At 74.5% G+C, this 15,166-nt stretch carries 14 protein-coding genes; 7 read left to right on the plus strand and 7 right to left on the minus strand.

Translation table 11 applies throughout. The annotated features are described in order from the left end of the window. Positions 1-87: 87 nt before the first annotated feature. From ACZ4MO_RS06340 to ACZ4MO_RS06355, 4 genes are all read right to left on the minus strand, one after another. On the minus strand, positions 88-816 hold the full coding sequence (locus ACZ4MO_RS06340; RefSeq protein ID WP_175008346.1) for an iron dependent repressor, metal binding and dimerization domain protein: 729 nt from the start codon (positions 814-816) through the stop codon (positions 88-90). Positions 817-850: 34 nt separating this feature from the next. Beyond that, positions 851-1,555, minus strand: coding sequence for a YceI family protein (locus ACZ4MO_RS06345; RefSeq protein ID WP_175008345.1), 705 nt, complete (start codon positions 1,553-1,555; stop codon positions 851-853). A gap of 53 nt (positions 1,556-1,608) precedes the next feature. Beyond that, positions 1,609-3,507 (minus strand): metallophosphoesterase, encoded by a 1,899-nt coding sequence (locus tag ACZ4MO_RS06350; RefSeq protein WP_175008344.1) that lies wholly within the window; start codon positions 3,505-3,507, stop codon positions 1,609-1,611. Positions 3,508-3,604: 97 nt separating this feature from the next. After that, complete coding sequence (locus ACZ4MO_RS06355) at positions 3,605-5,164, minus strand: MFS transporter (RefSeq protein WP_255437079.1); 1,560 nt, start codon at positions 5,162-5,164, stop codon at positions 3,605-3,607. Between the two features lie 224 nt (positions 5,165-5,388). Here ACZ4MO_RS06355 and ACZ4MO_RS06360 point away from each other — a divergent pair, with 224 nt between their 5' ends. The 3 genes from ACZ4MO_RS06360 to ACZ4MO_RS06370 all read left to right on the plus strand — a co-directional run bounded on the left by ACZ4MO_RS06360 (position 5,389) and on the right by ACZ4MO_RS06370 (position 6,792). Continuing rightward, positions 5,389-6,018, plus strand: a complete 630-nt coding sequence (locus ACZ4MO_RS06360) for a TetR/AcrR family transcriptional regulator (protein WP_228485007.1) — start codon at positions 5,389-5,391, stop codon at positions 6,016-6,018. 121 nt (positions 6,019-6,139) lie between these two features. Next, the gene (locus ACZ4MO_RS06365) at positions 6,140-6,403 is read left to right on the plus strand and encodes a hypothetical protein (RefSeq protein ID WP_175008343.1); all 264 of its coding nucleotides are present in this window, start codon (positions 6,140-6,142) and stop codon (positions 6,401-6,403) included. Further along, positions 6,400-6,792, plus strand: coding sequence for a type II toxin-antitoxin system VapC family toxin (locus ACZ4MO_RS06370; RefSeq protein ID WP_222592366.1), 393 nt, complete (start codon positions 6,400-6,402; stop codon positions 6,790-6,792). The genes ACZ4MO_RS06365 and ACZ4MO_RS06370 overlap by 4 nt, the downstream gene beginning before the upstream one ends. Before the next feature lie 44 nt (positions 6,793-6,836). Here the strand turns inward: ACZ4MO_RS06370 and ACZ4MO_RS06375 are convergent, their stop codons facing one another. Further along, positions 6,837-7,289: a VOC family protein gene (locus tag ACZ4MO_RS06375; RefSeq protein WP_175008341.1), complete on the minus strand. Its 453-nt coding sequence runs from the start codon at positions 7,287-7,289 to the stop codon at positions 6,837-6,839. A 144-nt stretch (positions 7,290-7,433) separates the two neighbouring features. Next, the gene (ku, locus tag ACZ4MO_RS06380; protein ID WP_175008340.1) at positions 7,434-8,486 is read right to left on the minus strand and encodes a non-homologous end joining protein Ku; all 1,053 of its coding nucleotides are present in this window, start codon (positions 8,484-8,486) and stop codon (positions 7,434-7,436) included. 135 nt (positions 8,487-8,621) lie between these two features. Here ku and ACZ4MO_RS06385 point away from each other — a divergent pair, with 135 nt between their 5' ends. Beyond that, positions 8,622-8,924: a DUF1905 domain-containing protein gene (locus tag ACZ4MO_RS06385; protein WP_031315545.1), complete on the plus strand. Its 303-nt coding sequence runs from the start codon at positions 8,622-8,624 to the stop codon at positions 8,922-8,924. A 38-nt stretch (positions 8,925-8,962) separates the two neighbouring features. Here ACZ4MO_RS06385 and ACZ4MO_RS06390 read toward each other — a convergent pair whose 3' ends face one another. Beyond that, a complete protein-coding gene (locus ACZ4MO_RS06390) occupies positions 8,963-9,736 on the minus strand; it encodes a GTP pyrophosphokinase (protein WP_499278649.1) in 774 nt (257 codons plus the stop codon). A 140-nt stretch (positions 9,737-9,876) separates the two neighbouring features. Between ACZ4MO_RS06390 and ACZ4MO_RS06395 the strand changes: the two genes are divergently transcribed. From ACZ4MO_RS06395 to ACZ4MO_RS06405, 3 genes are all read left to right on the plus strand, one after another. Continuing rightward, the gene (locus ACZ4MO_RS06395) at positions 9,877-12,558 is read left to right on the plus strand and encodes an ATP-dependent DNA ligase (protein ID WP_175008339.1); all 2,682 of its coding nucleotides are present in this window, start codon (positions 9,877-9,879) and stop codon (positions 12,556-12,558) included. Positions 12,559-12,626: 68 nt separating this feature from the next. Next, positions 12,627-13,889: a YncE family protein gene (locus ACZ4MO_RS06400; protein ID WP_255437078.1), complete on the plus strand. Its 1,263-nt coding sequence runs from the start codon at positions 12,627-12,629 to the stop codon at positions 13,887-13,889. Next, a complete protein-coding gene (locus ACZ4MO_RS06405) occupies positions 13,886-15,133 on the plus strand; it encodes an amidohydrolase (protein ID WP_175008338.1) in 1,248 nt (415 codons plus the stop codon). The genes ACZ4MO_RS06400 and ACZ4MO_RS06405 overlap by 4 nt, the downstream gene beginning before the upstream one ends. Positions 15,134-15,166: the final 33 nt, after the last annotated feature.

A 15,166-nucleotide genomic window follows, 5' to 3' on the forward strand; every position in this document is an offset into this window, starting at 1 on the left:
GGCGGTCGAGCGGCTCGGACCGGGTGTCGAATCGATTCGAGCCAGGTCGGCGACATCGGCGACGAGAAGTCGGGGCAGGCGGCCAGTCTAGGCGGAGACGGGCTCCGCGCGCACGACCCACACGTGGTCCGCAGCGCGCAGGCCGAGCTGGGCGGGCGGCGCCGGGCGAGCGTCCGGCGCCGGTGCGACACCCTCCGCGGGCGGCGACCAGACGACCGAGAGGATGCCCGCGTACTCGCGGCGCTCGCGGACCTCGACCCCCGTGTCGAGGCCGACGCCGATCTCGGCGAGGTAGCGCAGCACGTCCGGGTCGGCGTCGGAGATCCGCACCACGGTGCCGCGGTCCCCCACGACGAGCTCCGCGAGCGGGACCGCGGGCGGGCGGACGACGGTCCCGTCGGCGCCGGGGATCGGGTCGCCGTGCGGGTCGCGCGTGGGGTGCCCGAGGCGCGCGTCGATGCGCTCGATGAGCAGGTCGGAGACCGCGTGCTCGAGCACCTCCGCCTCGTCGTGGACCTCGTCCCACCCGAAGCCGAGCTCGGACACCAGGTACGTCTCGAGGAGCCGGTGGCGGCGCACCATCGCGAGCGCGAGGCTGCGGCCGCGCTCGGTGAGCGTGATCGCGCCGTACGGCGCGTGCTCCAGCAGGCCCTGCGCGCTGAGCCGCCGGACCGTCTCGGAGACCGTGGACGCCCCGACGCCGATCCGCTCGGCGAGGAGCTTCGTCGTCACGCGCTCGTCCGCCCACTCCTGAGCGGCCCAGACGACCTTGAGGTAGTCCTGGGCGACGGGCGTCAGGTCGGTCGGGTGGTCCACCCGACCACCCTAGGTCACCAGGTCAGGCGGGGGCTCAGGGGGTCGCGGACCGGACGAGCTCGAGCCGCACCTCCACCGCGCCCTGGTCGCGCACCTGCACGGGGGCGTCGGGCGGCACCGCGATCCCGAAGTCGGAGAAGCGCACACCGATCGCCCCGGTCGCGAGCACCCCCTGGCCCGACCGGCGGACGTCGAGCGCGACCGTCACGGGCTGGGTCTCGTCGCGGATCGTCAGCGCCCCTGCGGCCTGGAGCCGGACCGCCTCCCGGGTGGACGCCAGCTCGCTCACGTCGAGCGGCGACGTGAGGGAGAAGAGCGTGGTCGGGTACAGGTCCGCCTCGAGCGCCTGCTGGAGCTGGCGGTCCGCCACGGACGACCCGGTGCGGAGCGCGGTCGTCGCGACGGTCACCGTCGCGGTCTCCAGCTCGCCGTCCACGACGCGCAGCGTGCCGGTGACGTCCGGCGTGGTGCCGAGGAGCACCGCCTCCTCCGCCGGGACGTCGAGGACGTCCGCGCGGAAGCCCGCCTCGGAGCCCGGCGCGACGACCCACTCCCCGTCCACGTCGAAGGGCCCCGGCTCGGCGGGAGCGGCGGACGCCGTCTCCTCCCCCGGCGACTGCAGACCCAGCGGGGGCGGCGTGCGACCCTCCTGCACCTCGGAGTACACGAACGGGGCGAGGAGCACCACGACGAGCGCGAGGACCACCGACACGACGATCCAGCGCGTCGACCTGCTCATACGCCCATCCTGCCGTGCCGGGCAGCGCGCGGCGAGCACCGACGCGCAGCGGCTCAGCCCTCGCCCTCGGGCTCGTCCCCGACCGAGGCGCCCGCGGGTGCGTCGCCGCCGGGCAGGTCGCCCTCGGTGCCGTCCTCGGTACCGACCTCGTCGGGCTCCTCGACGACCGGCTCCCCGGACGGCGTGGGCCACGCGATCCGCGGCCAGACCTTCGCGGACTCGTCCGTCCCGATCTGCACGAGCTGCCAGTCGACGATGCGCCGTCGCTCGGGCTCGAAGCGCAGCACCGTCATCTCCGCGGTGCCCTTGAGGGGGCCGATGCGGAGCTGGTCCTTGACCGCGCCCGCGGTGCTCCCGCTCACGTACCGGACGCCGCCGCCCGTGCGCTCCGGCCCGGACCGGGTGTGCATGTGCCCCGAGACCTGGTTCGGGACGCAGCCGGAGTCGAGCGCCTCGTTCCCCATGCGGGGCGTGTGGATGAGGAGGAGGTCGATGCCGTCCCCGTCCTCCTGCTCGGTGCACGCGACCTCGGCGAGCCGGGCCGCGTACTCCTCCGGCGTCTCCTCGCGGGGCGGCTGGCTGCCGAGCCCGAGCCGCGTCTCGAGCGGGTCGCGGTCGCCGAGGATGCGGATCCCCTCGACCTCCACGACCTTGCCGTCCAGCACGGTCTGGCCGTTCGCGCGCTCCTGCGCCGAGGTCTCGACGCTGTCGTGGTTCCCGTCGGCGACGACCATCGTCACGCCCTTCGGCACCGCGGACGCGAACGAGTCGACGCAGAACGACTCGACGGCCGTGCCGTTCATCGTCGTGTCGCCGGCGTTGAGGACGACCGACGCACCCGACCGCTCCACCGCGGTCCGGATGAGCGGGGACATGCCGGTGTTGCAGTGCAGGTCGCTCACCACGAGGAGCGTGACGAGGTCCTCCTCTGCCGCGGGGGCGGGCTGCGGCGTCGGCGCGTCGCGCGCCTCGTCGCCGTCCTCGGTGTCGGACGCGCCGTCGGGCGCGCCGGGCTCCTCGGCGCCCGCGTCGGGCGCGTCGTCGGCGCCCGACGACGGCGCGTCCGTCGCGTCCGGGGCGTCACCCGTCGCGTCGGGGGCGTCGGGCGACGCACCGTCGGACGGCTCGCCGGACGGCCGGTCGTCGGACGTGGCCGCCGCGGCGGGCCGCGGTGCGGTGAGGCGCTGGATCCGGTCGCGCCGGTCCCAGGCTGCGACGAGGTTGGCGTCCGCGCGCGCGTAGAAGTCCTCGTTTTCGCGGTAGAGGTCGATGAGCATCGCGCCGTAGGTGTCGACGACGCCCGCGAGCCGTCCGGTGATGCGCGCGCCCTCGAGCGGGGTCCCGTCGAACACCGCGGACGCGCGCTGGGCCGGCCCGGACGTCGTGCCCGGGTCGCTCGCGACGAGCGACGCACCGACGAGCGAGACGAGCACGACGCCCGCGGTGATCTCGTACGTCCGCGGCGCGACCCGCTCGCTGAGCTCGCGTCGGCGCGGCGGACCGAGCAGGAGGTAGAGACCGGCACCGACGGCCGCGACGACGAGGACCGCGAACCCCGTGCGGCGCAGCGCGTCGACGACGAGGGCGCGCGCGACGGAGCCGATCGTCTCCTGCGGGCCGCCGAAGAAGCGCAGGTAGTCCTCGAGGTCCTGGGACAGGCCCTCGAGCGTGTCCGCCTGCCCCACGGCCGTGAGGTCGGCGGGGATCTCCTCGACCGTGACGTCGGCGCCCAGGCCGAGCGGCAGCGGCGAGTCGATCTGGATGGTCCCGAGCGGGCCGAGGTCGACGGTGACGAGGCCGTTCGTCGTGACCTCGTACAGCGCCTCGTGCGGGCCGAGGCTGCGCTCGGCCGTCGCCGTCGTGACCCCCCACACGACGCACGGCACGAGGGCGAGCAGGATGCCGAGGGTCCAGCGGACCCAGCGGGGCGGGGTGCGGTGCGGACGGCTCATCACCGCACAGCCTTGCCGATCCGGCGCTCCACCGCCAACCGCGGGCGCCGTGCGCCCCGCCGGTCGGGACCGGCGGGGCGCACGGAGCGGCGCGGCGTCAGGACCTGGCGCCGCGGAGCGTGACGAGCGCCACGCCCGCGGCGACGAGCATGAGCACCACGCCGATGAGCGACGTCGTGCCGACGCCGCTGCCGAACGCGGCGTGCGCGGAGTCGAGCAGCGCCTGCGCCTGCCCGGCAGGCAGGGTCGAGGCGACCTGGGTCGCGCCGCCCAGCGTCTCGGCCGCAGCGACGGCGTCGGCCGCGGGGACGCCCGCCGGGACCACGACGTTCGCGTGGTACGACGCCGTGAGGATGCTCCCCAGGACGGCCGTGCCGAGCACGGCGCCCACCTCGTACGCGGTCTCGGAGATCGCCGACGCGGCACCCGCCTTCGCGGCGGGGACGGACGACACGATGAGGTCGTTCGACACGGTCTCGGCCGCGCCCACGCCGAGCGAGAGCACGACGAACGCGACCATGAGCAGGGCGAGCGTGCTCTGCCCGGCGCCCGCGGCGACGATCGCGTAGCCCGTCGCGGAGAACAGCAGCGCGACGGCGACGACGTGCGCCGGGCGCACGCGCCGCACCACCCGGACGACGCCGAGCCCGGCGACGATCATGACGACCAGCCCCGGCAGGAGCGCGACGCCCGCCTGCATCGGGCCGAGCCCGAGCACGAGCTGGACGTCCTGCGACACGAAGAACAGGAAGCCGACGAGCGAGAACACGGACAGCAGGTTGACGAGCACCGCGCCGCTGAAGGCACCGCGCGTGAACAGGCGCACGTCGATCATGGGGTTGGACCGGTGGAGCTGACGGCGCACGAACAGCACGCCCGCGGCGAGCCCGACGGCGACGCTCACGAGCGCGACCACGCTCGGGCCGGACTTCGCGAAGGTCTTGATGCCGTAGACGACCGGGGTCATGGTCGCCATGACGAGCACGATCGACAGGACGTCGACCCGGCCCGGCGCGGGGTCGCGCGACTCGGGCACGAAGAACGGCGCGAGCGCGAGCAGCAGCACGAGCACCGGGACGGCGAGGAGGAAGACCGAGCCCCACCAGAAGTGCTCGAGGAGGAAGCCGCCGACGATCGGCCCGAGCGCGGACCCGGCCGCGAACCCGGCGGCCCAGACGGCGATGGCGAGCCGTCGCTCCTCGCGGTCGGTGAAGACGTTGCGCAGGATCGAGAGCGTCGACGGCATGAGCATGGCGCCGAAGAAGCCGAGCGCGGCGCGCGACGCGACGAGTGCGCCGGCGCTGGGCGCGTAGGCCGCGACCACGGAGACGGCGGCGAAGCCCACCGCGCCGGTGAGGAGCAGCCGACGGCGGCCGACGCGGTCGGCGAACGAGCCCATCGGCACGAGCAGGCCGGCGAGCACGAGCGGGTAGATGTCGATGATCCACAGCAGCTGCGTCCCGGTAGGGCGCAGCGACTCGGAGATCTGGGGCAGCGCGAAGCTGAGCACGGTGTTGTCGACCGACACGAGCAGCACCGGGAGCATGAGCACGGCGAGCGCGAACCAACGGCCGGCGGCGCCGCGCGCGGGTCCGCGCGTCGCGGGCTCGTGCTGGGCGGCGGTCCCGGTCGGGGTCGTCGTCACGGGGGTCGTCACGGCGAGGGTCCTTCCACGTCTTCCGGGCGGCCGGGGCGACGCGGTGGCGCCGAACTTCCAGACCGTCCAGACGGTATAGTAACGACGAGACAGGCCACCGTCATCCCGCCCGCGATTGTGACGCTCCGCACCGCGTCGCCTCCCCCGTTCGGCGTCCCCGCGCCGGCCGCGGGCTCGCCGCCCACCGGCCTGCGGGTCCGCGCGGGCCGACTACCCTCGGTGCCATGCCGCCGCCCCCCGCTGCTCGCGCCAAGGTCCTGCGGGCGTTCGCGTCCCTGCTCGTCGAGCAGGGCGAGCGCGCCGCCACGCTCGAGGCGGTCGCCGAGCGCGCCGGGGTGTCGAAGGGCGGGCTGCTCTACCACTTCGGCTCCAAGGACGCGCTCGCCGACGGCCTCACCGAGCACCTCCGGGAGCTCACCGCCGCCGACGTGGAGGCCATGCGCGCCGCCCCCGCGGGGGCCGTCGACTACCTCATCCGCACCTCGACGCTCGTCGACACGGAGTTCGAGCTCGTCTACCTCGCCGTGTCCCGGCTCGCGCAGGGGTCGTACCCGCGCGCCCGTGCCGCGCTCGACGGCGCGCACGACGCGTGGACCCGCGCCGTGCTCGACGAGGTCGGCGACCCCGTCGTCGCCCACGCGATCGTCCTGCTCAGCGACGGCCTCTACGCGCACGCCGCGCTGAGCAGCGACGTGCTCGGCCGCGTCACGGGCGGCGACGAGGGGGACGACGGCGACGGCACCCCGGGCGAGGATCTCGCCTTCCGCGGCCCCCGCCCCGGCGACGACGTGGACGACCTCCTCGGCCTCATCGGCGAGCTCGTCGCGCTGCGACGCCCGGGCGGAGCGCGGTAGCGCCAGAGATCCTGACTGACTCCTGGCCCTGCCGACGAGCGCCACGAATCCCCGGCGCCCCGCCCAGCGGAAGTCCCGCGATCCGGTGTGACACCAGAACTCTCGGTGTTACTCTCGATCCATGCCCACGCTCAAGCCGCGCCACGCGATCACGGAGACGGACGCCGTCGCCCGCGCGCTGGCGGTCGCCCGACGCCGGTGGCCCGGTGAGCCCGCGACGCGACTCCTCACCCACCTGATCGAGGAGGGAGCCTCGGCCCTCGAGCACGAGGACGACGTCGCCGAGGCCGAGCGCCGCCGGGCAGTGGCGGCGCTCACGACGCTCTCGGAGCACTACGCGGCGCCCGACTACCTCGACGACGTCCGGGCGGGCTGGGACGAGTGATCGTCGCCGACGCGAACGTCGTGATCGCTGCGTCCAACCCTTCCGACGTGCACCACACCGAGGCGACGTCGCTCGTCCTCGAGCACGGACAGCACGGGATCGTCCTCCACTCCCTCACCCTCGCCGAGGTGCTGGTCGGTCCGGCGCGAGCAGGCGCCCAGGCACAGGCACGTCACCGCCTGGAGGCGGCCGGGTTCGGCCTCTCCGCGCAGGGCGAGCCCACGCCCGACGACCTCGCGCTCGTCCGTGCCACCGCCGCGCTGAAGATGCCCGACGCCTGCGTGCTCGCGCTCGCCGAGCTCCTCGGTGTCCCTCTCGCCACCTTCGACTCCCGCCTGGCGAACGCCGCTCGGGCGCGCGGTGTGACGGTCCTCGGCCTCAACCCGTGAAACGCGGCCCCGGGCCGTCCCTGCCCGACGCGGCCTGACCCGGCTCAGCCCTCGTAGGCGGCGCGCAACGGCACCAGGTCGAGCTTGGACTGCGTCATCATCACGTCCACGACGCGCTGCACGCGCGCCGGGTCGGGGTCCTGCAGCATCGCGAGGAACTCGAGCGGCACGACTTGCCACGACAGCCCGAACCGGTCCTTGAGCCAGCCGCACTGCGACTCCTGGCCGCCGTCGGTGAGCGCCGCCCAGTACTCGTCGACCTCGTCCTGGGACTCGCACTCGACGACGAACGACACCGCCTCGGTGAAGGGGAACTGCGGACCGCCGTTGATGGCGTCGAACCGCTGGCCGGCGAGCTCGAAGTCCGCCGACACGGCGGTGCCGTCGGGCTGGCGGAACACCTCGCCGACCTTCGCGTCGGGGAAGACGCTCGAGTAGAAGGTGATGGCCTCCTCGAGGTTGCCGTCGAACCACAGGCTGGGCACGATCGCGCGCATCGTCGTCTCCTTCGCAGGGTCTCGCGGGCGGCCGGTCGACCGCCCACCGGTTCCGACGGGCGCCGGGTGCGGAACTCATCGCGCGCCGGCCCTCGTCCAGCGCGGCGCAGGTCGCGCCGTGCGCGCCCCGCCCGCGGCCTGGCTCTAGGCGGACGCCTTCTTCCGGGTGGTCTTCGAGGTCGTCGCCTTCTCCTTCGAGGAGGCGGCGCGGCTCGTGCTCTTCTTCGCGGCCGGCTTCGACGGCGACTTCTCCTTCGCGCCCGAGCTCTTGCTCGCGCTCGTCGACCGGGAGCCGCTCGAGCCCTTCCCCGACGACGCGCTCGCGCGGCCGGAGCCGGACCTCGCCGTCGACCCGGACCGGGACCCTGAACCTGAACCTGAACCCGAGCCCTTCCCCCCGCCCGCACGCGAGCTCTTCGACGACGCGACCGACTTGCGCAGCGCCTCCATGAGGTCGATGACCTCGGCGCCCTCGCTCTCCTCGGGCTGCTCGCCGAACGTCTCGGCGGTGTCGAGCGCGTCGCCCTGCTCGAGCTTCGCCTCGATGAGCTGGCGGAGCTGCGCCTGGTAGTCGTCCTCGTACTCCTCGGGGGTGAAGTCGGCCTCGAAGCTCGCGACGAGCTGCGCCGACATGGCGAGCTCCTTGTCGGTCACCCTCGCCTCGTCGTCGAGCGACGGGAACGCGGCCTCGCGCACCTCGTCGGCCCACAGCAGCGTCTGGAGGACGAGCACGTCGTCGCGCACGCGCAGCGCCGCGAGCCGCGTGCGCTGGCGCAGCGCGAACTTCACGATCGCCGTGCGGTCGGTCTCCTCGAGCGTGCGCCGCATGAGCACGTACGCCTTGTTGGACTTCGAGTCGGGCTCCAGGTAGTAGCTGCGGTCGAGCAGGAGCGGGTCGATCTGCTCGCTCGGGACGAACTCCACGACCTCGATCTCGCGGCTGCGCTCGGCGGGGAGCGCGGCGAAGTCCTCGCTGGTCAGCACGACGGTCCGCTCGCCGTCGTCGTACGCCTTGTCGATGTGCTCGTACGGCACGACCTCGCCGTCGATCTCGCACACGCGCCGGTAGCGGATGCGGCCGCCGTCCTTGTCGTGGACCTGGTGCAGCGGCACGTCGTGGTCCTCCGTCGCGGAGTAGACCTTGACCGGCACGTTGACGAGGCCGAACGTGATCGCGCCCTTCCAGATGGCCCTCATCCGTCCATGGTGGCGTCACCGGCGTCCGCCCGCGAGGGGTACGGCGGCGTACGGCGTGCGCCCGGCGCCCGGGCCGCCCCGGCGAGCGCGCGACGACGGCACCCGCGTGTGGGTGGCCCGCGGCACGATGGTGGGGTGGCGGGGACGAGGTTCGAGTTCGAGGCCGAGCTGTGGCGGTGGGAGGCGCGCACCGACAGCTGGGTGTTCGCCGCGCTCCCGGAGGACGTGAGCGACGAGATCGCGGAGCTGCCGCTCCCGCCCGCCGGGTTCGGCTCGGTCAAGGTCGAGGTGACGCTCGGGGCGCAGCGCTGGTCCACGTCGGTGTTCCCCGACGCGCAGCGCAAGACGTTCGTCGTGCCCATCAAGGCCGCGGTCCGCCGCGCCGAGGGCGTCGACGTGGGCGACCGGGTGCGGATCGGCGTCGAGACGCTGGTCTGAGCGGCCCGACGCCGTCGCGCCCGCGCGGGAGCGGCGCCTCAGCCGTCGTGGCGGCGCTCGTGGAACGCCTCGTCGGCGACCTGCGCCGTCCGCATGAAGCTCTCCAGCACCTCGCGCGGTGTGGCGAGCTCGTCGGTGTTCTCGACCGGCTCGGGCACGCCGTCGAGGCTGCGCACCTCGTCGTGGATGCGCTCCATCGTGGTGTCGAGGGTCGCGGCGACGTCCGCCGCGAGCTTGAGCGCGTCCGTCAGGTGCTGGGGCACGTCCCGCTGGTACTTGTAGTAGATCTTGTGCTCCAGGCTCGCCCAGAAGTCCATGGCGATCGTGCGGAGCTGGATCTCGACCACGACGTCCTCGACGCGGTCGGACAGGAACACGGGCACCTGGACGATGAGGTGCAGGCTCTTGTAGCCGTTGCCCTTCGGGTGCGCGATGTAGTCGCGCTCCTCGAGGACCGTGAGGTCGCGCTGGCCCACGAGCAGGTCGCGCACGCGGTAGATGTCGGAGACGAACGCGCACGTGACCCGGACGCCCGCGACGTCGAACATGTTCTCCCGCACGCCCTCCGGGGTGAGCGGGATCCCCTTGCGCCGCGCCTTCGCGACGATCGACTCGAGCGACTTCAGGCGCGAGCCCAGGTGCTCGATCGGGTTGTCGTCGTGCACGTGCCGGAACTCGTCGCGGAGCACGGTGATCTTCGTCATCACCTCGTCGATGCCGAACTTGTAGTTCATCATCAGGCGACGGAACTCGCGGACGCGGGGACCGATCTCCGCAGGGAGCGGGACGTCGTCGGTCGTCAGGTGCGTCACGGTGATCCTCTCGGTCCGGCATCGACCCCGGGCGGGCTGCCCGGCCGGTCGGACAGCCTCCCCCAGTGTCCACGGTCGAGGACGCCGAGAAGTTCCCGCCACGGCGGGCGACGCCGTCGGGCCCGCGCCACGATGGGCCCATGGCCACCACATCCAGCCGGGCGGGCGAGACGGTGAACGTCGGTGGTCACCGCCTGCGGCTCACCAACCTGGACAAGGTCCTCTACCCCGCCACCGGCACGACGAAGGCCGACGTCCTCGCGTACCTCGCGGCCGTCGCCGACGTCATGCTCCCCCACTGCGCCAACCGTCCCGCGACGCGCAAGCGCTGGCCCGACGGCGTCGACGGCCAGGTGTTCTTCCAGAAGAACGCGGGCCAGGGCGTCCCGTCCTGGGTGCGCACGCGCCGCATCCAGCACAAGAGCAGCTCCAACGACTACGTGCTGGTCAACGACCTCGCGACCCTCACGTGGCTCGGCCAGACGGCGTCGCTCGAGCTCCACGTGCCGCAGTGGCGGTTCGGTCGTACCGGGGTCCACCTCGACCCCGACCGGCTGGTCCTCGACCTCGACCCCGGCCCGGGTGCCGGGCTGCCCGAGTGCGCGGAGGTCGCCCGCCAGGCGCGGCAGATCCTCCAGGGCATGGGCCTGGACCCCCTGCCGGTGACGAGCGGGTCCAAGGGCATCCACCTGTACGCCGCGCTCGACGGCAAGCAGGACGCGGCGGCCGTCTCCGCCGTCGCGCACGAGCTCGCGCGCTATCTCGAGGCCGAGCACCCCGACCTCGTCGTGAGCGACATGAAGAAGTCGCTGCGCGGCGGCAAGGTGCTCGTGGACTGGAGCCAGAACAACGGCAACAAGACGACGATCGCGCCCTACTCGCTGCGCGGGCGCGAGCACCCCACCGTCGCCGCGCCACGCACCTGGGAGGAGCTCGACGACCCGGACCTGCGCCACCTCGACCTCGACGAGGTCGTCGAGCGTGTGCGCACCCTGGGCGACCCGCTCGCCGCGCTCACGCAGGGGCACCTCTCCGCGCTCGAGCCCACGCCCGAGCGCATGGCGACGTTCGAGCGGAAGGGGGGCGCGGCGTCGGGCAGCGGCACCGCGGACGGCGGGCCGGACGACGACGAGCGGCCCGACCGCCTGCACCGGTACCGCTCCATGCGCGACGCCGGGCGCACGCCCGAGCCCGTCCCGGACGAGCCGCCGCCGCCGAGCGCGGGCAACAGCTTCGTCATCCAGGAGCACCACGCCCGCCGCCTGCACTGGGACTTCCGGCTGGAGCACGACGGCGTGCTCGTGAGCTGGGCGCTGCCCCGCGGCGAGCCGACCGACCCCAAGAAGAACCACCTCGCGGTCCAGACCGAGGACCACCCGCTCGCGTACGGGTCGTTCGAGGGCACGATCCCGAAGGGCGAGTACGGCGCCGGCGAGGTGACCATCTGGGACGCCGGCACGTACGAGCTGGAGAAGTGGCGCGACGGCGAGGAGGTCATCGTCACGCTCCACGGCGAGCAGCACGGCACCCGCCGCCTCGCGCTCATCCACACGGGCGGCCGCGACGGCCGCGACGAGGACAACTGGCTGATCCACCTCATGGCACCGAGGCCGAGCCGTCCGGGCGAGAGCGCGCGGGGCCGGGGCGCCGGGGGTGGGGAGGAGGCGCCGGATCGTGGCGGGTCCGCCGGGAGCGCCGACGAACGAGGCGCGGACGACAGACCCGGCGCGAGCACCGCACCCGCCACCCGACGCGACCACGAGCAGCGCACGGACCACGACGGCACCCCGGAGCCGCGACCGGCGCGGACGGACTGGCGGCCGATGCTCGCGTCGCCCGCGTCGGCGGGCGACCTGCACGACGGCGACGCGTGGGCGTTCGAGATGAAGTGGGACGGGTTCCGGACGCTCGCGCACGTGTCGCAGGGGCGGGTGCGGCTCGTGAGCCGCTCGGGCAAGGACATGACGGTGACGTACCCGGAGCTGCAGGCGCTCGCGGAGCAGGTGCCGGCCGACGCGCTGCCCGTGGTGCTCGACGGGGAGATCGTCGCGCTCGACGCGCGGGGGCGGCCGAGCTTCCGGCGCCTCCAGCAGCGCGCGAACATCGCCAAGCCCGGGGACGTCGCCGCGGCACGGCGGCGGGTCACGGTCGACCTCATGGTGTTCGACGTCCTGGAGACCGGCGGGCGGTCGCTCGCGAAGCGCCCGTACGACGAGCGGCGCGAGGTGCTGGAGGACGTGCTGCGCGACGCCGTCGCCCCGGTGCACGTGCCGCCCGTCTTCGACGGGGACCTGGAGGCCGCGATGGAGACGTCGAGGCGGCTGGGGCTCGAGGGCGTCGTCGCGAAGCGGCGCGACGGGACGTACTCGTCGGGCCGCCGCTCGGCGCTGTGGCTGAAGCTCAAGCACGCGCAGTCGCAGGAGGTCGTCGTGGTGGGGTGGCGGCCGGGCCACGGCGAGCGGACGCACCTCGTCGGGTCCCTGCTGCTCGCCGTGCCCGACGACGGCCGGCTCGTCTACGTGGGCCGGGTCGGGTCGGGCTTCACGGACGCCGAGCGGCGCGACCTGGTCGCCGAGCTCGACCGGATCGGGCGCACGACGCCGCCCGCGGTGGGCGTCCCGCGTGAGGACGCGCGCGACGCGCACTGGGTGTCACCCCGCCGGGTCGCGGAGGTGGTCTACGCCGAGTGGACGGGCGCCGGGGAGGGCGAGGGCGACGACGTCCCGTTCGGCAAGCTGCGCCACCCCGTGTGGAAGGGATGGCGCCGGGACAGGTCGCCGGACGAGGTCGTGCTGGAGGCGCCCGCGACGCTCGACGGCTGACCGGCTCCCTCGCGCGCTGGGGAGAGCAGCGCCCGGGACACGGAGAGCGATTGGTATACCATTTGGCCATGGTCGCCCCTCCCTCCCTCCGCGGTGCCGGCCGGCCCCGTATCCGTCGGCCGCGACGTGCGGCGGCATGGGTCACCGCGCTCGGCGTCGCCGTCCTCGCCGCGTGCACGCCCGGCGGAACGGGCGCGGACGCCACGCTCTCCGCACCCCGGAGCCCGGCCGCCTCCGCGCAGGCACCGGAGACGACGCCCGGGGACGAGCCGACGACACCCGTGCCCGACGCCCCTGCCGGCACCACCCCCGCCGCCGAGACCTCGCGGTTCCTGCTCGCGACCGAGGCGGAGTCCGACGGTCTCGCGGTCGTCGACCCGACGATCCGGGAGGGCAGCGCCGTCGTGGACCGCATCGAGGTCGGGGCGGCGCCCTGGGGCGTCGCCGTGCACGCCCCGACGATGCGCGCCTACGTCTCGACGGCGCAGGGCGTCGCCGTCGTGGACCTCGCGACGCGCGCGCGGGTCGACCTCCTCCCCTACCGGGACGCGCCCGCGCGCGTCGCGTTCGGCGAGTACCGCCGCGGTGGCATGGGAATCGCCGTCTCGCCCGACGGCACCCGCGTCCACGTCGCCGTCCACCGCGGCGACTCGTCGACGCTCGAGACGATCGACGTCACGTCGCGCGAGGTCGTCGCGAGCACCCCCGTGGGGCTGCGGCCGTTCGACGTGCTCGTCGCCGCCGACGGCCGCGAGGTCTACACCGTCGACCACGACGCCTTCTCCGTGCACGTCGTCGACACCACGACGTTCGGGGCCCGGCGGATCGAGGTCGCGCCGTTCGGCACGGACGGCGGCCTGGCGTCGTTCGAGAAGCCCCACTACGCGGTGCTCGACGACGACGGCTCGCTCCTGCTGCCCTACCAGGGCCGCGTGCTGGTCCGCCTCGACCCGGCCACCGGCACGACGACGACCGTGGCCTCGGCCGCGGACAGCCACCAGCACGGCGTCGCGCGCGCTCCCGACGGCCGCGTCGTCGTCGTGGGCAACGGCCCGTTCGGCAACGCCACGGGCGGGCCGAACGTGACGGTGCTCGACCCGGCGACCGGCACCGAGGAGGTCACCCCGCTCACGCGCCGCCACGAGACCGTGACGACGTGGACCGACCCCGCGACCGGCCGACCGAGCGCCGTGCTCGCCGGTGGGTACACGCAGGCCGAGGCGTGGGACGGCGCGACCGTCGTCGACCTCGCCACGCTCGACACGTACGAGATCCAGATCCCCGGGCGACCCCAGGTCGTCGTCCCGCTCCCGGAAGGACCCGCCGCATGACCACCGCCCGCACCCCCGAGACCGTCACCGTCCTGCGCGACGTCCGCCCCTGGGGCGGCGAGCCGGTCGACCTGCACGTCGCGGACGGCCGCATCGCGGCGGTGACGCCGCACGACCCGGCCGCGTCCGCGCCGTCGGTCGCACCCGCGTCGTCGGGCACGGCGACGGACGACGGCGTCGTCGACGGCCGGGGCCTGCTCGCGCTCCCGGGCCTCGTCAACGCCCACGCGCACGTCGACAAGAGCTGGTGGGGCCGGCCCTGGGTGAGCTACGGCGGCGAGGCGACGACGCAGGGCCGCATCGCGCACGAGCGCGCGCACCGCGACGAGCTCGGCATCCCGGGCGTCGACGTGACGCTCACGGTGCTGCGCGAGCTCGTGCGGCACGGCACGACGGCGATCCGCACCCACGTCGACGTCGACCTCGGCCTGGGGCTGCGCGGCATCGAGGTGGTGCGCGAGGCGCTCGCCGCGCTGGACGGCGCCGTGCACGCCGAGATCGTCGCGTTCCCGCAGGACGGCGTGCTGCGCCGACCCGGCGTGCTGGACCTGCTCGACGCGGCCGCCGCCGCGGGCGCCGAGCACGTCGGCGGGCTCGACCCGGCGTCGATCGACCGCGACCCCGTCGGCCAGCTCGACGGGCTGTTCGCGATCGCCGAGCGCCGCGGCGTCGGGATCGACGTGCACCTCCACGACGGCGGCGACCTCGGCGCGTTCCAGGTCGAGCTCATGATCGACCGCACCCTGCGCGCCGGCCTCCAGGGCAAGGTCAACGTGGCGCACGGCTTCGCGGTCGGCGAGGTCCCCCCGTCACGGCAGGCGGACCTCGTCGCCGCGATGGGCGAGGCGGGCATCACCATGACCACCGTCGCGCCGATCGGCGCCGCTCCCCTCCCGGTGCACGCGCTGCGGGCGGCGGGCGTCGCCGTGGGGCTCGGCACGGACGGGATCCGCGACCTGTGGTCCCCCTACGGGACCGGCGACCTCCTCGCGCTGACCACCCAGCTCGCCCGCCTCTCGCGCTTCCGGCACGACGACGAGCTCGTCACCGCCGCGCGCGTCGCGACGTCCGACGCCGCGCGCTTCGTCGGCCGCGACGTCCACGACCTCGTCGTCGGCGCGCCCGCGGACGTGGTGCTCGTCGACGCGGAGAACGTGCCCGACGCCGTCGTGCGCGCCCCGCGCCGGGCGCTCGTCGTCGCGGGCGGCCGGGTCGTGGCCCGTGACGGCGACGCGCTCGTCTGAGCCGTGCCGGAGCGGGGCGTCGCCCGGTCGCGG

The sequence above is a fragment of the Sphaerisporangium cinnabarinum genome, assembly GCF_055567015.1.